Consider the following 17,063-nt stretch of genomic DNA (forward strand, 5'->3'; position numbering starts at 1 on the left):
TTTAAATGCTTAGATAAAAAATTTGTAATGAGCACTAACTAAGCATCCATATTCTCTAAATCTTTTAGTTTTACAGAGACAATCTTAGATACACCAGATTCTTGCATGGTCACCCCATAGATAGAGTCTGCAGCTGCCATTGTACCCTTACGGTGAGTAACGACGATAAACTGGCTGTCTTTATCAAATCGATTGAGATAATCACCAAAACGCTTAACGTTAGCCTCATCGAGTGCGGCCTCTACCTCATCTAGGATTACAAATGGAATGGTCTTAACACGGATGATTGAGAAAAGCAAAGCTAGAGCTGACAGGGCCTTCTCTCCACCACTCATGAGGTTGAGGGATTGGATTTTCTTACCTGGTGGTTGCACAGAGATTTCGACACCCGCTGTCAATAAATCTCCTTCTGTCAGGATTAGGTCTGCTTGACCACCACCAAACATCTGCTTGAAGGTCACCTTAAAGGACTCACGAATAGCTTCAAACGTAGACTTGAAGCGCTCTTTCACTTCGTCATTCATCTCTGTAATGGTCTCAAGAAGTAAGTTTTTAGCAGAAAGAATATCGTCACGCTGACTATTCAAGAACTCTAAGCGTTCGTGTACTTCGTCAAACTGTTCAATGGCATCCAAATTAACAGGACCAAGTGAACGAATGGATTTTTCCAAATCCTTAACCTTTTGTTCAGCGACAGCCAAGTCTTCCAATTGGTTGGCTTGTTCTAATGCTTCTGTATAACTAATCTGGTATTCTTCAGTCAGTTGACCTTGAAGATAGCGAAGGCGGTCTGTAATCTTCTCTTTAGTCGCTTCCGCTCGGGTTTGCTTTCGAATCCATTCTTCATTTTGCTGACGAGCTTGTTCTAAATGACTAGCAATATCATCCAATTGACCTTCAATATCATCTAGTTCAAACTGCTTACGAATGAGTCCTTGTTGAATTTCTTCCTTTTGACTCTTAGCTTCTGCTTCCTGCTTGGCCAAAAGTTCTGTATCAACTTTTTCAAGATTGTCTACTTTTTCTTGCAAAAGACGTTCAATCTCTTCTTGTTCAATATTGAGGTTCTCAAGTTCTTTATTGATCCGTTCAATATCAGCAACTTCATATCGCTTCTGTCCAAGCATTTCTGTTTTGAGCAGACGCTCTTGAGAAAGTTTTTCCTGTAAGTTTTGATAGCGTTCCTGAATAGCATTTTTATTGGACTTGATTTCTTCAATCTCAGATTCCAGCTTTTGCTTTTCGGTTGCAATAACTGCGAGACGTTCTTGGCATTTTTCTTTTTCAGCTTGCCAATCTCCACCTCTGAGATTAGTTAATTCTTGCTCCTGAAGTTTCAAGAGTGTCTCAAGTTCTTCGACTTGCTGGCATGTTTGTTGATAAGCAAGATACAAGCCTTGTTCCTGAATACGAGCCTGCTCTCCTTGGGATTTAATGGTCTCCAAAGTTTGAGTGAGAGTATTCAAAGCTTCTTGAACTAACTTCAAATTTTCTTCCTCTTGACGAAGGAGCTTCTCTTCTTGAGCGATTTCTTTTTGCAATTGCTCCAATTCAGGCTTGATGAAAATACTGTTATTTTGACGATTGGCACCTCCAGCATAAGAACCACCTGTTCGCAATTCTGTACCATCTAGCGTTACCATTCGAACCTGATAACGTACCTTACGAGCTGCATCACGCGCATGCTCCACTGTATCAAAGATTGCTGTTGTAGCAAGCAAGTTTTTAAAAATAGCTTCAAGCTTAGCATCAAAGGTAACCAATTCATCTGCCATGCCAAGAAAACCTGGACTTGAGGCAATCACATCTTGATTCTGCCCAGAAATGCTACGTGCCTTAATGGTTGTCAAAGGTAGGAAGGTAGCGCGACCAGCTCGGTTTCTCTTAAGAAAATCGATGGCCTTTGTTGCTGCCTGTTCATCTTCAACGATAATGTGTTGGCTACTTGCACCAAGAGCAATTTCAAGTGCTGTCTGATAACGAACATCAAAGGTTAAATGTTCACTAACAGCTCCAACAATACCTCCTAGGCGATTTTTTTCTTGTAAAACACTCTTAACACCTGCATAAAAATTACTATGGTTTTTAAGAATGTTTTCCAAACTTTGTGCCTTGGCCTGCTTGTTTTTCAAACTATCTAAACGGTCAAAGAGTTGATTTTGCTGACTTTGATAAGCCTGCTTTTGTGCTTCTTCTTGCTTGGCATTGGTTTGATAGTCAGCGAGTAAGTTCTGTACTTCTTCTTTAGCTGATTTAAGGGCAGCTTCTTTCTCAGCAGCCTTGGACTTGGCAGAAGCCAATTGCTCCTTCAAGGATTCTAATTGTTCTTCTTGCTTTTGAGTTTGTTGGCGACTATTTTCAAGGTCATTTTCAATGCGTGTCAGCTGGTTAGACACATCAGCTTCTTCCTGCAGAAAGGCAACGAAGCGTTCACGCAGCTGCTCAATCATTTGGTCTGGATCATCAGAAAAAGCTAATAATTCTGCTTCTAGCTGATTGAGTTCCTTCGTATTGACCGCTAAATTTTCTTCTAACTGATTTAGATTGGCTTCTTTTTCTTCCTTCTCTTGAATGAGAGCCTTTCTCTTTTCATCTAAACCAGCCAAACGTGCTTGAGCTTCTTGTTGATTGAGGGCAACTTGCTCAGTTTCTAGTTTAGACAAAGCTAACTTACGTTCTAGATCACTGATTAAACTAGTCAAATCCATCAAGCTTGACTGATCTTTTGCCATCTCAGCCTGTAAATCATGACGTTTCTTTTTGAGAACTTGATTTTCTTCTTCTAAGTCTTGACGTTTTTGATAATAACCGGTTAAAAGTTCTTGGACTTGGTTTAATTCTTCTTCTGTTAGATCCAATTCAGCCTTATTGGCTTGAATCTGAGCAACCAAAACGTCCAAGTAGATCGCTTTACGCTGACCGTCCAACTCCATAAATTTACGAGCTGTAGCTGCTTGCTTCTCCAAAGGCTTGATTTGATTGTCCAGCTCATAGATGATGTCTTCCAAACGATCCAAGTTGTCTTGAGTTTGTTGAAGCTTACTTTCCGTCTCTTTACGACGAGTTTTATACTTCAAAACTCCAGCCGCTTCTTCAAAGATAGCGCGACGTTCCTCAGGTTTAGAGTTAAAAATTTCTTCAACCTTCCCTTGGGAAATAATGGAGAAGGAATCACGTCCAAGTCCAGTATCCAAGAAAAGGTCATGGATATCACGGAGACGGACTTTTTTCCCGTCAATCTTGTACTCACTATCTCCACTTCGATAGATGTGACGTTCAACTTTGATTTCCTGGCCTGCATCCTTGATAAAGCCATCTTGGTTATTCAAAGTAACAATAACAGAAGCGTAGTTTAGAGGCTTCCGACTTTCTGTTCCTGCAAAGATGACATCAGGCATCTTCCCACCACGCAGACTCTTGACACTAGATTCACCAAGTGCCCAACGGAGGCTTTCAGTGATATTTGATTTCCCAGAGCCATTTGGTCCTACAACTGCCGTCACCCCTTGGTCAAAAACAACCTTGGTCTTGTCAGCAAAGGACTTAAACCCTTGGATCTCAATTTCCTTTAAATACATGAATCCAGCCCTTTCTCAACTGCATTTTTAGCGGCTTCCTGCTCGGCCAATTTTTTAGAGCGTCCTTTACCTGAACCTAGACTTTGTCCCTCAACAAGGACTTCAACCTCAAACATCTTATCATGGGCTGGCCCAATCTCTGAAATCACCTGATAACGAATATCAACATCTCCATTAACTTGGAGCAATTCTTGCAGATGAGTCTTATAATCCTTGATCATCTCAAAATCGCCAGCTTCAACCTTAGGAATCATGACTTGGTAGATAAAGGTTTTTACAGTCTTTATATCCTTGTCTAAAAGCAGAGCACCCAAAAAGGCTTCAAAGGCGTCGCCCAAGATCGTGTCTCGGTTACGACCACCAGACTTTTCCTCCCCCTTACCAAGCTTGATAAACTGGTCAAACTGACAATCACGGGCAAAACCAGCCAAACTCTCCTCACGGACAATCATAGCTCGTAGTTTTGACAGGTCCCCTTCTGGTTTTTTAGGGTATTTTTTAAACAGATATTCTGAAATTAATAATTGCAGAACAGCGTCTCCTAAAAATTCCAAGCGTTCGTTGTGTGAAATTTTTAAGAGGCGGTGCTCATTGGCATAACTGGTATGGGTAAAAGCTGTTTCAAGTAAGCTTTTATCTGTAAAAACAAGCTCAAAACGGTCTTGTAACACTGATTCTAATTCTTTCATAACTACCTCTTTCTAAATCATTATAATCCTATCCATTATATCAAAAAAAGGCTTCATAGTCAGAAAAGAACAGTGAAAAGCTTATTTTCTAACTTCTAGCTAAAATCAGCCCCCAGCTAGCGGATTGGGCTTTTTTTTGGTATAATAAATCTTATGGAAATTGAAAAAACCAATCGAATGAATGCTCTGTTTGAATTTTATGCAGCCCTTTTGACTGATAAGCAGATGAACTATATCGAACTATACTATGCTGATGACTATAGTTTAGCTGAAATCGCTGAAGAATTCGGTGTCAGTCGCCAGGCCGTTTATGATAATATCAAACGAACTGAAAAGATTCTGGAAGACTATGAGATGAAACTCCATATGTACTCTGACTACATTGTTCGCAGTCAGATTTTTGATCAGATTTTGGAGCGTTATCCAGAGGATACTTTTCTGCAAGAGCAAATTGAGATTTTGACCAGTATTGATAATAGGGAGTAATCATGGAAAATCTTGTCGTCTATAAAGGAATACCCTGTAAATTATTAGCTGCAGAGGAACCATTTCCTAGACGACTACAGATTATCTCGCCCAATGATATATCCAAAGCTATGCAAATAGGTTTTAGCTGTTGGGGATATCCAAATGAAATCATGAAAGAAGTCACAACCGAAGAACTAGAGAGTTTGCAACATTTCGGACGATTTCCACTGAATTGAAAAAATAGGAGAAAAATATGGCATTTGAAAATTTAACAGAACGTTTGCAGAACGTTTTTAAAAACCTACGTAAAAAAGGAAAAATTACAGAGAGCGATATCCAGGAAGCGACCAAGGAAATTCGTCTGGCACTTTTAGAAGCCGACGTTGCTCTGCCAGTTGTTAAGGACTTTATCAAAAAAGTTCGCGAACGTGCGATCGGGCATGAAGTCATTGATACCCTCAATCCAGCTCAACAAATCATTAAGATTGTCAATGAAGAATTAACAGAAATCCTTGGTTCAGACACAGCTGAGATTATCAAGTCACCAAAAATCCCAACCATTATCATGATGGTCGGTTTGCAGGGGGCCGGTAAAACAACTTTTGCAGGTAAACTTGCTAATAAACTCAAAAAGGAAGAGGATGCTCGTCCTTTAATGATTGCAGCCGATATCTATCGTCCTGCTGCTATTGACCAGTTGAAAACACTGGGACAACAAATTGATGTTCCCGTCTTTGCTCTTGGTACAGAAGTTCCTGCAGTTGAGATTGTTCGCCAAGGTTTGGAGCAAGCCAAAGCCAACCATAACGACTATGTCTTGATTGATACGGCCGGTCGTTTGCAAATTGATGAACTTCTCATGAATGAGCTCCGTGATGTTAAAGCACTTGCTCAACCAAATGAGATTCTCTTGGTCATCGATGCCATGATTGGTCAGGAAGCTGCAAACGTTGCGCGTGAATTTAACGCTCAGTTGGAAGTGACTGGTGTCATCCTTACAAAGATTGATGGTGATACTCGTGGTGGTGCTGCCCTTTCTGTTCGTCACATCACTGGAAAACCAATCAAGTTCACGGGTACTGGTGAAAAGATTACCGATATCGAAACCTTCCACCCAGACCGTATGGCTAGCCGTATTCTCGGTATGGGGGATATGCTGACTCTGATTGAGAAAGCTTCCCAAGAATACGATGAACAAAAAGCCATTGAAATGGCTGAAAAGATGCGAGAAAACACCTTTGATTTCAACGATTTCATCGATCAGTTGGATCAGGTGCAAAATATGGGACCAATGGAAGATTTGCTCAAGATGATTCCAGGAATGGCCAACAATCCTGCCCTTCAAAATATGAAGGTGGATGAAAAACAAATTGCTCGCAAACGTGCCATCGTCTCTTCTATGACTCCTGAAGAACGTGAAAACCCAGACTTGCTTACTCCAAGTCGCCGTCGTCGTATCGCTGCCGGTTCTGGTAATACCTTTATCGAAGTCAACAAGTTCATCAAGGACTTCAACCAAGCTAAACAACTCATGCAAGGTGTCATGTCGGGTGACATGAACAAGATGATGAAACAGATGGGCATCAACCCTAACAACCTTCCTAAAAATATGCCTGGAGGTATGGATATGTCAGCCCTTGAAGGTATGATGGGACAAGGTGGTATGCCTGACTTGTCAGCTCTTGGAGGAGCAGGAATGCCTGATATGAGCCAGATGTTCGGTGGAGGTCTCAAGGGCAAAATCGGTGAATTTGCTATGAAGCAATCCATGAAACGCATGGCCAATAAAATGAAAAAAGCTAAGAAAAAACGCAAATAAAAGGGACTCGCTTGAGTCCTTTTTTTAGTTATTTCGAAGTTTTTCCAGAGTCTCTTTAAAGATATCTGGGATTTCGGAAGTAAATTCCATGGTTTTCCCTGTTCTTGGATGGGTAAATCCAAGTGTCTTGGCATGGAGAAATTGTCCATGCCCCTTCAGAGTTTTACGAGGACCATAAACCTCATCCCCAGCGACAGGATGACCGATGTAAGCCATGTGTACACGGATTTGGTGAGTTCTTCCAGTTTCCAGTTGCAATTCCAGCAAGGTATAATCACCAAAGCGCTCCAAGACTTGGAAACGTGTCACTGCTGGTTTACCTTTGGCAGTCACAGCTTGTTTCTTGCGGTCTTTTTCACTTCGTCCGATTGGTGCTTCAATCACACCACGGTCATTTGGAAGATTTCCATGAACAATAGCCCAATATTTGCGAAGAGACTTCTTATCCTTCAATTCTTGAGCCAGTGCTAAATGGGCATCATCGTTTTTAGCAATCATCAAGAGTCCAGATGTATCTTTATCAATACGATGGACAATCCCTGGACGCAAGACACCATTGATGCCTGATAGGTCCTTGATGTGGTACATAAGGGCGTTAACCAAGGTACCACTGGTATGTCCAGCACTTGGATGAACAACCATCCCTTGAGGTTTATTGACTACTGCTACATCCTCATCTTGATAAATGATTTCTAGAGGAATATCTTCAGCTACATACTCCAAAACTTCTGGTTCTGGCACCTGATAAGTAACGACATCGCCCTCTTGAACCGTATACTTGGCTTTTTTGACCTGACCATTAACCAAGACTTGACCTGATTTGATTTGTTCATTGGCGAGACTTCGCGACAGTTCTGTTAAATCTGACAAAGCCTTATCTAAGCGTAGTCCACCTGTTTCAATTTTAATTTCCATTCATTTCCTCTTTTAGCATTGCAAGCAATAATACAATCACTCCGACCGTCAGATAGCTATCAGCCACATTGAATATGGCAAAATTAACAAAGTCTAAGTGAAACATATCCACGACAAAGCCTTGACTGACGCGATCAATAAAGTTTCCAAGACCACCTGCAATAATCAAAACCAATCCAAAGACTGTCCAGAAGGAATCTTCCATATGCTTGAGCAGATACCAGATTGCCCCTGCCATAACTACTAGAGTTATCACGGCAAAAAACCACTGTTGATCTTGAAGTATTGAAAAGGCTGCTCCCCTATTTTGCAGATATGTTAGACTGACGATATTTGGGATCCATGACTTGATTTCACCAAGAGCAATATTTTGAACGACGTACGCCTTTACCAATTGATCTAAGACAATCAAGGCTGTTATAATCCCTGCTACTATTCCTCTTTTTTTCATGCTTTCCTCTTCTGATCAAAATACTCTTGCATAACCTCTACAAATAAAGTCCCTGCTTGGCTCAAGTCTACTTCCTCACGTTTCACATAAACCATGCGATTATTGAGATTATCATTTAGCGGAATAACGGTGATCCCGTTCACACTATCGCTATCTAAGAATCCAGATCCAGTCGCATAAGCATTTGTTCTTTCAAGAATCCCATTTAAGGTAGCGCGGTCAGTTACGTTAAACATTTGAGAGCTAGCACTTGTATCTACAAAGTTCTCTGAGTAATAAAGATACTCATCCTTTTCTTGAGTGAAACGAACTGTTGGCAAATCAACTAAATCTTCCATGACCAACTCTTTTTTCTTAGCTAAGGGGTGACCTTCACGTAGATAAATGTGCGTTTGGAAAGGAATCAACTCAATCACTTCAAGGCCTAACTTTTCAACCCGTTGCATGATTCCTTTTTGGTTTTGATTGTTGAGGTAGATAATTCCAATCTCACTATGTCCTTGAGCTACTTCATCTAAAATCTGAACAGTTGTAGATTCAAAGATACGGAAATTTTTATAGTCAGGATATTGTTGCGAAAAAGCTGTAATGGTTGGTGGTAAGAAATCATAGTGCTGGCTGGCTATTGAAAACTCATCTTTTTCCTCTTCGGGATTAGCATACTGATTTTGGAAAACATCAAATCCTTTAACCAGCTCTTGTGCCTTTTCATAAAATTCCATCCCTCGACGTGTAAGAAAAGTTCCTGAACTTGTTCTACGAAAAATCTTGAAGCCAAGCTCTTTTTCCAAGTCTCTTACAGAAATAGATAGACTGGGTTGGCTAACGTACATTTTCTCAGCCGCTTCACGAAAAGTACCACTATTAGCAATAGCTACAACGTAGCGTAATTGTTGAATATTCATGATTTCTCCTTCGATTTCTATCTTATCATTATACCATAAATCAAGCCTATCTAACAAAGGAAAATCATAAGACAGTTACTTCTAAGAAAAGCAAACAAAAAACACCTTTTAAGGTAGATGAAATTCTAACCAAAAGGTGTTATGTTCAATATTATTTAGCTGCTGCGTAGAGTTCGTCTACTTTATTCCAGTTAATAACTGAGAAGAAAGCTTTGATATAGTCAGGACGAACGTTACGGTATTTCACGTAGTAAGCATGTTCCCAAACATCCAAGCCCAAGATTGGTTTTTTGCCTTCTGAGATTGGTGTGTCTTGGTTTGCTGTTGAAGTTACTTCAAGCTTACCTTCTTTGTTAACAACCAACCATGCCCATCCAGAACCAAAACGAGTTGTTGCTGCTGCAGTGAAGGCTGCTTGGAATTCTTCGAATGAACCGAAAGTTTCATCGATTGCTGCTGCAAGTTCTGCTGAAGGAGCTGTTTTTTCAGGAGTCATCAATTCCCAGAAAAGAGCGTGGTTCAAGTGTCCACCACCGTTGTTGATAAGCGCTTGACGGATATCAGCTGGGATAGATTCTACGTCAGCAAGCAAAGCTTCAAGGTCTTCACCGATTTCAGGGTGTTTTTCAAGAGCTGCATTTGCATTGTTAACGTAAGTTTGGTGGTGTTTGTCATGGTGCAAGTGCATTGTTTCAGCATCGATGTATGGTTCTAATGCATCGTAAGCGTATGGAAGATCTGGTAAGATAATAGCCATCTGTAATACCTCTTTTTCTTTCTATATAAAGATGATAACGCAATCATCCTATTTTTTCAAGTTATTTGCTCAATTTGACTGGCTAGCAATCTGCAATAGGGCCTTCTCAAACAGGTAGCCTTTCTCATAAACTCCTGTCTTAATTTGGTAATCAGCTTGGATGAGATGACGAATAGAATTCTGGAGAAAATCAAGGGATAGTCTTCGAGAATCACGAAGGGCAAACTTGATTTGGTAGGGATTCGGATTGCGACCAAGATAGTGACCTAAACTGCTGACCATCTGGGACTCTGTCTGACCTGACTCTTGCAAAATTTTCACTTGTGTATAAAGTCTGAACTGACCCAACATAATGGCAATCAGTTTAATCTCATCTTCTCCCTGCAAGGTCAAATCTTTGACTAAATCACGTGCCTGATCAATTTTCTTAGTCAATATTAACTGAGTTAAATCAAAGATATTATCCTGCAAAGTCTTTGGTATGGCCTCAACAATGTCTTCTTCGGTAATTCGGTCATCATCCTTATAAGACTGTAAGAAGAGTAGATTTTTCTGAATTTCACTGAATTGAAAACCTGATTTGATAAGCAACTGTTCAAAAGCTTTCCCCTCAAAGGAAAGTCCTTGTTCCTGAGCCCACTTTTGAAAATAAGCACGCATCTCTTGTTCTTTTGGCTCAAAGGCTTCAAAAATCTTGGCATCCCTCTTTAGAATTTTAACTAGACGTCTCTTGCTGTCTAGTTTACCTTCAGCAAAAATAACTAATTTACTCGTCGGAGATGGATTTTCCAAATATTCTTCAAAAGCCTTAAGTTCGTCATCAGATAGATAGCGCTTTTTAGCTGTTGTTATATCGAGAAAATGATCTAAAATAACAATTTTTTCATCCGCAAAGAAAGGAAGACTGACCAGCTCTAGTTCCAAGCTTTTGTAGTCTACTTCTTTCATATCAAAATAAGCAAAGTTCAAATCAGCAGAATCGTAGCCGATTTGCTTTAGCACCTGAGTTTTCATGACTTCATACTGTCCTTGATCAGCGCCTGTAAACAAGGTCAAACTAGGTAAATTTGATAAAGATAGCTTTTGGCTTTCTTCTATTGCTAGCATCATTTCTCCTTTCTTTTTAGTTTCGCTTTTATTTAATCAATATAATTCAATTTACCACGGAAATCTTCAAGGCTTTCATAACCTTTTTCCGCCATAATTTCTTTGAGTTCCTTAGTAATACGTCCAAAAGCACCCACACCTTCTTTATGTAGGGTAGTTCCTACCTGCACCATGCTGGCACCACATAGGATATGTTCAAAAGCATCACGTCCTGTTAATACTCCACCAGTTCCAATGATTTGAATTTCTGGATTCAAGCGTTGATAGAAAGCATGAACATTTGCAAGGGCTGTTGGTTTGATGTATTCTCCACCAATCCCACCAAAGCCATTCTTAGGACGAATCACGACTGACTCATCTTCAATATAAAGACCATTACCAATCGAGTTGACACAATTGACAAACTTGAGCGGATATTTGTTAAAGATCGCTGCAGCTTGATCAAAATGAACAATATCAAAATAAGGTGGAAGCTTAATTCCTAATGGTTTTGTAAAATACTCAAAGACTTCTGATAAGATACGATCTGTAGTTTCAAAGTCATAGGCAATCTGTGGCTTACCTGGAACATTTGGGCATGAGAGATTGAGTTCAGTTAGACCACGAAAATCACTCTCTTGAACTTTTTTCAAGATGGTATGAGTTTCCTCTGGAGACATTCCAACTAATGATAAAAAGAAGGTACGGTTTGGTTCCTTGTCTTGCAATTCCAATAGATAGTTTAAGTAATAGTCTAAACCATTATTTGGTAGACCCATAGAGTTGATTGAACCGAGTGGAACATCTTGATAACGTGGTTCAGGATTCCCCTGACGAAATTCCAAGGTTGCTGTCTTAGTGACAAAGGTTCCTGCTGCCGAGTTTTTGACACCTTCCAACTCCTCAACCGTCATACAAGCAACTCCTGCCGCATTCATCAAGCAATTGTCAAACTCAAAACCAGCAATCTGTGTTTTAGTTGATACCATGATTCTGTTCCTCCAGATTCCTTTTTATATCTATTATTATACCATACTTTAACTTTTGCTTTTCAATAAAACCATTTCCATAGAAAAGGTTCGTTTTTTAGCAAGTTTTGAATCAGTTGTATCAAATTGAAAGAATTTTTAGAAAATTTGTGTTTTTTTCTTTACACTGAAAAAATTTTCTGCTATAATGACTCATGTAATAAAATATGACAACAAAAAGGAGAACGATATGACATCTGCTAAAGAATATATCCAAAGCGTGTTTGAAACTGTAAAAGCTCGTAACGGGCATGAGGCTGAATTTCTCCAGGCGGTTGAAGAATTCTTCAGCACTTTGGAGCCTGTCTTTGAAAAACACCCTGAGTATATTGAAGAAAATATCTTGGCACGTATCACTGAGCCAGAGCGCGTAATTTCTTTCCGTGTTCCTTGGGTTGACCGTGATGGAAAAGTTCAAGTTAACCGTGGTTACCGTGTTCAATTCAACTCAGCTGTTGGACCATATAAAGGCGGACTTCGTTTCCACCCAACTGTAAACCAAGGGATCTTGAAATTCCTCGGATTCGAACAAATCTTTAAAAACGTTTTGACTGGACTTCCAATCGGTGGAGGTAAAGGTGGATCAGACTTTGATCCTAAAGGTAAAACTGATGCTGAAGTGATGCGCTTCTGCCAAAGCTTCATGACTGAGTTGCAAAAATACATCGGACCATCTCTTGACGTACCTGCTGGTGATATCGGTGTTGGTGGACGTGAGATTGGTTACCTTTACGGACAATACAAACGCCTCAACCAATTTGATGCTGGTGTCTTGACTGGTAAACCTCTTGGATTTGGTGGTAGCTTGATTCGTCCAGAAGCAACTGGTTACGGTTTGGTTTACTACACTGAAGAAATGCTTAAAGCAAACGGCAATAGCTTTGCTGGTAAGAAAGTTGTGATTTCAGGTTCTGGTAACGTAGCTCAATACGCTCTTCAAAAAGCAACTGAACTTGGTGCAACTGTTATCTCAGTATCTGACTCAAATGGTTATGTTATCGATGAAAATGGTATCGACTTCGACCTTCTTACAGACGTTAAAGAAAAACGCCGTGCTCGTTTGACTGAGTACGCTGCAGAAAAACCAACTGCTACTTACTACGAAGGTTCCGTATGGACTTACACTGGTAACTATGACATCGCTCTTCCATGTGCGACTCAAAACGAGATCAACGGTGAAGCTGCGAAACGCTTGGTTGCTCAAGGAGTTATCTGTGTATCTGAAGGTGCTAACATGCCTAGCGACCTTGAAGCTATCAAAGTTTACAAGGAAAATGGAATCCTTTACGGACCTGCCAAAGCTGCCAATGCTGGTGGTGTAGCTGTATCTGCTCTCGAAATGAGCCAAAATAGCCTTCGTCTTTCATGGACACGTGAAGAAGTTGACGGTCGTTTGAAAGATATCATGACTAACATCTTCAACACTGCTAAAACAACTGCAGAAACTTACGGTCTTGGAACTGACTACCTTGCAGGTGCAAATATCGCTGCCTTTGAAAACGTAGCAAACGCTATGATTGCACAAGGGATTGTTTAATTCCTAGTAACTACATAACTCCTCACATCTCCTGTGAGGAGTTTTTTCTTATACATAAAAAAAGACCTACCCTACTGGATAGATCTTTACTTTCTTACAATTTACCTGCTACTGCATCCAACAATTCTTGGATTCTCGCTTGGTTGCTTCCTCCTGCCATGGCCATGTCTGGTTTACCACCACCACGTCCATCAACGATTGGAGCTAATTCTTTAATCACATTACCTGCATGCACCTCTTTTGTCTTGCTGGCTACAAGGACATTGACCTTATCACCGATAGCTGCGACAAGAACAAGAACATCAGAGTAATCTTTTTGTTTCCAGTTATCCGCAAAGGTACGAAGGGCACCTGCATCTGATACAGATACTTGGCTGGCAATGTAACGGTGGCCGTTTGCTTCTTGAACATTCTTGAAGACATCACCTGCCGCCGCTGCTGCTGCTTTTTCCTTCAATTCTGCATTTTCTTTTTGCAATTGACGGAGTTGCTCTTGAAGTCCTTCCACCTTGTGAGGTACTTCTTTGAGTTGAGGAGCTTTCAAGGTTGCTGCGACTGCTTTCAGTGCATCTTCTTGGTCACGATAAGCTTCAAAGGCCTCTTTACCAGTCACTGCCAAGATACGACGAGTTCCTGATCCGATCCCTTCTTCTTTGACAATCTTGAAGAGACCGATTTCAGAAGTATTGCCAACGTGAGTACCACCACAAAGCTCTACTGAATAGTCCCCGATAGTGACTACGCGAACTTCCTTACCATATTTCTCACCAAAGAGGGCCATAGCTCCCATTTCTTTAGCTGTGTCAATATCAGTCTCAACTGTTTCCACTGCGATGGCTTCCCAAATCTTCTCATTGACTTGTTGCTCAATAGCACGCAATTCTTCAGGAGTCACGGCTTGGAAGTGAGTGAAGTCAAAGCGAAGGAATTCTACTTCATTAAGTGAACCTGCTTGAGTAGCATGGTGGCCAAGGATATTATGAAGAGCTGCATGGAGCAAGTGAGTGGCTGTGTGGTTCTTCATGACACGATGACGACGATTGCTATCGATAGCCAAAGTGTATTCTTGGTTCAAAGCAAGAGGAGCAAGAACTTCAACGGTGTGCAATGCTTGTCCGTTTGGTGCTTTTTGAACGTCTGTTACAATCGCTACGACATTTCCTGCAGCATCCAAGATTTGACCATGGTCCGCAACTTGTCCACCCATTTCAGCGTAGAATGGAGTTTCTGCAAAGATAAGTGACGCAGTTCCTTCTGATACAGCTTCTACTTCAGCATTATCAGCTACGATAGCAACCAACTTAGAAGACAATTGACTAGCATTGTAGTTGAAGACACTTTCTACAGTGATGTTTTGAAGGGTTTCGTTTTGCATACCCATAGATCCACCTTTGACTGCAGAGGCACGCGCACGTTCTTGTTGTTCCTTCATGGCTGCTTCGAAGCCTTCACGGTCTACAGTCATACCAGCTTCTTCAGCGATTTCTTCTGTCAATTCCACTGGGAATCCGTATGTATCATAGAGTTTAAAGACATCTTGACCAGCAATGACAGATTGTCCTTTTTCTTTCAAGTCTGCTACGATGCCTTGAGCAAAGTGTTGACCTGAGTGAAGAGTACGAGCAAATGACTCTTCTTCGCTCTTAACGATTTTTTCGATAAAGTCACGTTTTTCAAGAACTTCTGGGTAGTAGCTTTCCATGATTTTTCCAACAGTTGGAACGAGTTTGTAAAGGAAAGGCTCATTGATACCCAATTTTTGACCATGCATAGAGGCACGACGAAGGAGACGACGAAGGACATAACCACGACCTTCATTTCCAGGAAGGGCACCATCACCAATCGCAAATGAAAGAGAACGGATGTGGTCGGCAATGACCTTGAAGCTCATGTTGTCGCCATCTTGGTCGTAAACCTTACCAGATAATTTCTCAACTTCACGGATAATTGGCATGAAGAGGTCTGTTTCAAAGTTGGTCTTAGCACCTTGGATCACTGCTACCAAACGCTCTAAACCAGCGCCCGTATCAATATTTTTGTGTGGCAATTCCTTGTACTCGCTACGAGGAACAGCAGGGTCTGCGTTAAATTGTGATAATACAATGTTCCAGATTTCGATATAACGGTCGTTTTCGATATCTTCTGCAAGAAGACGAAGACCGATGTTTTCTGGGTCAAAGGCTTCTCCACGGTCAAAGAAGATTTCTGTATCAGGTCCAGAAGGTCCCGCACCGATTTCCCAGAAGTTGTCTTCGATTGGGATCAAATGACTTGGATCTACTCCCACTTCAATCCAGCGGTTGTATGAATCCTTGTCATCTGGATAATAAGTCATGTAAAGTTTGTCTTTCGGGAAGTCAAACCACTCAGGACTTGTCAAAAGCTCATATGCCCATGTAATTGCTTCGTCACGGAAGTAATCCCCGATTGAGAAGTTCCCCAACATTTCAAACATAGTATGGTGACGTGCAGTCTTCCCTACGTTTTCGATATCGTTGGTACGGATAGCCTTTTGCGCATTGGTAATACGTGGGTTTTCAGGAATGATGGTTCCATCAAAGTATTTTTTAAGAGTGGCAACCCCTGAGTTGATCCACAAAAGTGTTGGGTCGTTTACTGGAACCAAGCTAACGGATGGTTCTACTGAGTGACCTTTGGTTGCCCAGAAATCAAGCCACATTTGGCGTACTTGTGCACTAGATAATTGTTTCATATGTATCTCCTTTTTACTAATTTGATTGGCTTTCTAGCATTTCCACATAGTCAATAGCGACACAGAGGGAAATGACTAGGTCTGCATAAGATTCGTCATAGACGGTTACGGTATAGGTAGAGGTTAAATGGAAAAGTTCCTTGGTAATCTCAGCAATCACTTGGTCACGATCGTCCAGCAATTTAAAATTCAAATCCCAGACATTTCCTTCGATGCGAAGACCGAGATTATCAAACTCATACTTATCCTTCCAGAAAGTCAACTTCTTTCGGATATAAAAATGATCTCCATTACTGAGTTGAATCTCAAAACGAGGTAGGAAAGTTAAGACTTCCTTACTAATCTCACTGACCTGTTCACCAGCAACATCATAGATGGTAAAGGTTTTAGGAATCTTAAAAAATGAACCTTCAACCTGATAGGCGACATTGCCCATTTCATCCTTGATATCAAAGCGTTCACCACCTAGGCGAAATTTTTGTTTGACAAGAAATGTTCTCATAAACACCTCCAAAAATAAAAGACAAATCCATATCACGAAGGGCGAAAAACCGCGGTACCACCTTCATTCAATGAACTTGTCATTCTTTGATTCTTATGCAATTGTTGGATTGAGTAGCATGATTTTCTATCTTAGATGGCTCGCAGCACCGCCAATTCTCTGAACTAAGATGGAGAGAAAATCAATTCTCAACTTTCTTATTATATCGTTTTTTTAAGTCTGCGTCAACTGGAAATAATCCTCATTTAAATAACCAACTCCCTAAATCTCTGGTTACTTTTTCAGAATATATTTTTTCTTACTGCCATTTTTCTTTTTATCCCAACTTTTATTCCAAGCTTTCGAATTGCTATACATAAATACAAAAATATTTGCAAATATAAAGTAACCTATCACCAAATGTATGGAATCAGTTGTTAGGTATTGTCGATCCAAGCCATCCTTTAAATGGAATAGTATAATTGTTTCGTTAACAATCAAAAAGGTTGGCCAATAACTTTTTTTGAAAAAAGTAGACATTTTCATGATTTGTTACCGCTTTCTATTATTATAAACTTAGTATACTACTAGGCTATAAAATAAGCAAATAGGATAGTAAAAATATAAAGCTATACA

15 protein-coding genes are annotated in these 17,063 nt (G+C 40.4%); 4 read left to right on the forward strand and 11 right to left on the reverse strand.

Annotation, left to right across the window (positions count from 1 at the left end; all coding sequences use genetic code 11):
- Positions 1 to 38 precede the first annotated feature (38 nt).
- Both smc and rnc read right to left on the reverse strand, forming a co-directional pair.
- The gene (gene smc / locus TZ96_RS06170; RefSeq protein ID WP_045763334.1) at positions 39 to 3,578 is read right to left on the reverse strand and encodes a chromosome segregation protein SMC; all 3,540 of its coding nucleotides are present in this window, start codon (positions 3,576 to 3,578) and stop codon (positions 39 to 41) included.
- Complete coding sequence (rnc, locus tag TZ96_RS06175) at positions 3,569 to 4,267, reverse strand: ribonuclease III (protein WP_000661075.1); 699 nt, start codon at positions 4,265 to 4,267, stop codon at positions 3,569 to 3,571. The genes smc and rnc overlap by 10 nt, the downstream gene beginning before the upstream one ends.
- 153 nt (positions 4,268 to 4,420) lie before the next feature.
- On the opposite strand from rnc, the gene TZ96_RS06180 reads away from it, so the two are divergent.
- The 3 genes from TZ96_RS06180 to ffh are packed head-to-tail and all read left to right on the forward strand — an operon-like array spanning position 4,421 to position 6,554.
- The gene (locus TZ96_RS06180) at positions 4,421 to 4,753 is read left to right on the forward strand and encodes a putative DNA-binding protein (protein ID WP_000402065.1); all 333 of its coding nucleotides are present in this window, start codon (positions 4,421 to 4,423) and stop codon (positions 4,751 to 4,753) included.
- Between the two features lie 2 nt (positions 4,754 to 4,755).
- Positions 4,756 to 4,971: a hypothetical protein gene (locus TZ96_RS11005; RefSeq protein ID WP_045763335.1), complete on the forward strand. Its 216-nt coding sequence runs from the start codon at positions 4,756 to 4,758 to the stop codon at positions 4,969 to 4,971.
- Between the two features lie 17 nt (positions 4,972 to 4,988).
- Positions 4,989 to 6,554 carry a signal recognition particle protein gene (ffh, locus tag TZ96_RS06190; protein ID WP_045763336.1) on the forward strand — a complete coding sequence of 522 codons (1,566 nt, stop codon included), beginning with the start codon at positions 4,989 to 4,991 and terminating at the stop codon, positions 6,552 to 6,554.
- Between the two features lie 24 nt (positions 6,555 to 6,578).
- On the opposite strand, the gene TZ96_RS06195 is transcribed toward ffh, so the two are convergent.
- The 6 genes from TZ96_RS06195 to TZ96_RS06220 form a co-directional block, all read right to left on the reverse strand.
- Entirely contained in the window at positions 6,579 to 7,469 is an 891-nt protein-coding gene (locus TZ96_RS06195; protein WP_045763337.1) for an RluA family pseudouridine synthase, read from the reverse strand.
- The gene (gene lspA, locus TZ96_RS06200) at positions 7,459 to 7,920 is read right to left on the reverse strand and encodes a signal peptidase II (RefSeq protein WP_045763338.1); all 462 of its coding nucleotides are present in this window, start codon (positions 7,918 to 7,920) and stop codon (positions 7,459 to 7,461) included. Before lspA ends, TZ96_RS06195 begins: the two co-directional genes overlap by 11 nt.
- A complete protein-coding gene (locus tag TZ96_RS06205; RefSeq protein WP_045763339.1) occupies positions 7,917 to 8,825 on the reverse strand; it encodes a LysR family transcriptional regulator in 909 nt (302 codons plus the stop codon). Before TZ96_RS06205 ends, lspA begins: the two co-directional genes overlap by 4 nt.
- Before the next feature lie 151 nt (positions 8,826 to 8,976).
- Positions 8,977 to 9,582 carry a superoxide dismutase SodA gene (sodA, locus tag TZ96_RS06210; protein WP_006150800.1) on the reverse strand — a complete coding sequence of 202 codons (606 nt, stop codon included), beginning with the start codon at positions 9,580 to 9,582 and terminating at the stop codon, positions 8,977 to 8,979.
- Between the two features lie 69 nt (positions 9,583 to 9,651).
- Positions 9,652 to 10,689, reverse strand: coding sequence for a DNA polymerase III subunit delta (holA, locus tag TZ96_RS06215; RefSeq protein ID WP_045763340.1), 1,038 nt, complete (start codon positions 10,687 to 10,689; stop codon positions 9,652 to 9,654).
- Between the two features lie 32 nt (positions 10,690 to 10,721).
- Positions 10,722 to 11,657, reverse strand: coding sequence for a dihydroorotate oxidase (locus TZ96_RS06220; protein ID WP_045763341.1), 936 nt, complete (start codon positions 11,655 to 11,657; stop codon positions 10,722 to 10,724).
- Positions 11,658 to 11,886: 229 nt separating this feature from the next.
- Here TZ96_RS06220 and gdhA point away from each other — a divergent pair, with 229 nt between their 5' ends.
- Positions 11,887 to 13,233, forward strand: coding sequence for an NADP-specific glutamate dehydrogenase (gene gdhA / locus TZ96_RS06225; protein WP_045763342.1), 1,347 nt, complete (start codon positions 11,887 to 11,889; stop codon positions 13,231 to 13,233).
- A gap of 94 nt (positions 13,234 to 13,327) precedes the next feature.
- Here gdhA and alaS read toward each other — a convergent pair whose 3' ends face one another.
- The 3 genes from alaS to TZ96_RS06240 form a co-directional block, all read right to left on the reverse strand.
- The gene (gene alaS / locus TZ96_RS06230) at positions 13,328 to 15,946 is read right to left on the reverse strand and encodes an alanine--tRNA ligase (RefSeq protein ID WP_045763343.1); all 2,619 of its coding nucleotides are present in this window, start codon (positions 15,944 to 15,946) and stop codon (positions 13,328 to 13,330) included.
- A 16-nt stretch (positions 15,947 to 15,962) separates the two neighbouring features.
- Positions 15,963 to 16,448 (reverse strand): LURP-one-related/scramblase family protein, encoded by a 486-nt coding sequence (locus TZ96_RS06235; protein WP_045763344.1) that lies wholly within the window; start codon positions 16,446 to 16,448, stop codon positions 15,963 to 15,965.
- A gap of 273 nt (positions 16,449 to 16,721) precedes the next feature.
- Positions 16,722 to 16,973, reverse strand: coding sequence for a hypothetical protein (locus tag TZ96_RS06240; protein ID WP_045763345.1), 252 nt, complete (start codon positions 16,971 to 16,973; stop codon positions 16,722 to 16,724).
- Positions 16,974 to 17,063 lie beyond the last annotated feature (90 nt).

This window comes from Streptococcus infantis (assembly GCF_000963255.1).
Classification (GTDB): Bacteria; Bacillota; Bacilli; order Lactobacillales; family Streptococcaceae; genus Streptococcus; species Streptococcus nidrosiense.

Coding starts and splice junctions, on each gene's coding strand:
- smc (WP_045763334.1), bottom strand. CDS start 3,578: ATGTATTTAAAGGAAATTGAGATCCAAGGGTTTAAGTCCTTTGCTGAC.
- rnc (WP_000661075.1), bottom strand. CDS start 4,267: ATGAAAGAATTAGAATCAGTGTTACAAGACCGTTTTGAGCTTGTTTTT.
- TZ96_RS06180 (WP_000402065.1), top strand. CDS start 4,421: ATGGAAATTGAAAAAACCAATCGAATGAATGCTCTGTTTGAATTTTAT.
- TZ96_RS11005 (WP_045763335.1), top strand. CDS start 4,756: ATGGAAAATCTTGTCGTCTATAAAGGAATACCCTGTAAATTATTAGCT.
- ffh (WP_045763336.1), top strand. CDS start 4,989: ATGGCATTTGAAAATTTAACAGAACGTTTGCAGAACGTTTTTAAAAAC.
- TZ96_RS06195 (WP_045763337.1), bottom strand. CDS start 7,469: ATGGAAATTAAAATTGAAACAGGTGGACTACGCTTAGATAAGGCTTTG.
- lspA (WP_045763338.1), bottom strand. CDS start 7,920: ATGAAAAAAAGAGGAATAGTAGCAGGGATTATAACAGCCTTGATTGTC.
- TZ96_RS06205 (WP_045763339.1), bottom strand. CDS start 8,825: ATGAATATTCAACAATTACGCTACGTTGTAGCTATTGCTAATAGTGGT.
- sodA (WP_006150800.1), bottom strand. CDS start 9,582: ATGGCTATTATCTTACCAGATCTTCCATACGCTTACGATGCATTAGAA.
- holA (WP_045763340.1), bottom strand. CDS start 10,689: ATGCTAGCAATAGAAGAAAGCCAAAAGCTATCTTTATCAAATTTACCT.
- TZ96_RS06220 (WP_045763341.1), bottom strand. CDS start 11,657: ATGGTATCAACTAAAACACAGATTGCTGGTTTTGAGTTTGACAATTGC.
- gdhA (WP_045763342.1), top strand. CDS start 11,887: ATGACATCTGCTAAAGAATATATCCAAAGCGTGTTTGAAACTGTAAAA.
- alaS (WP_045763343.1), bottom strand. CDS start 15,946: ATGAAACAATTATCTAGTGCACAAGTACGCCAAATGTGGCTTGATTTC.
- TZ96_RS06235 (WP_045763344.1), bottom strand. CDS start 16,448: ATGAGAACATTTCTTGTCAAACAAAAATTTCGCCTAGGTGGTGAACGC.
- TZ96_RS06240 (WP_045763345.1), bottom strand. CDS start 16,973: ATGAAAATGTCTACTTTTTTCAAAAAAAGTTATTGGCCAACCTTTTTG.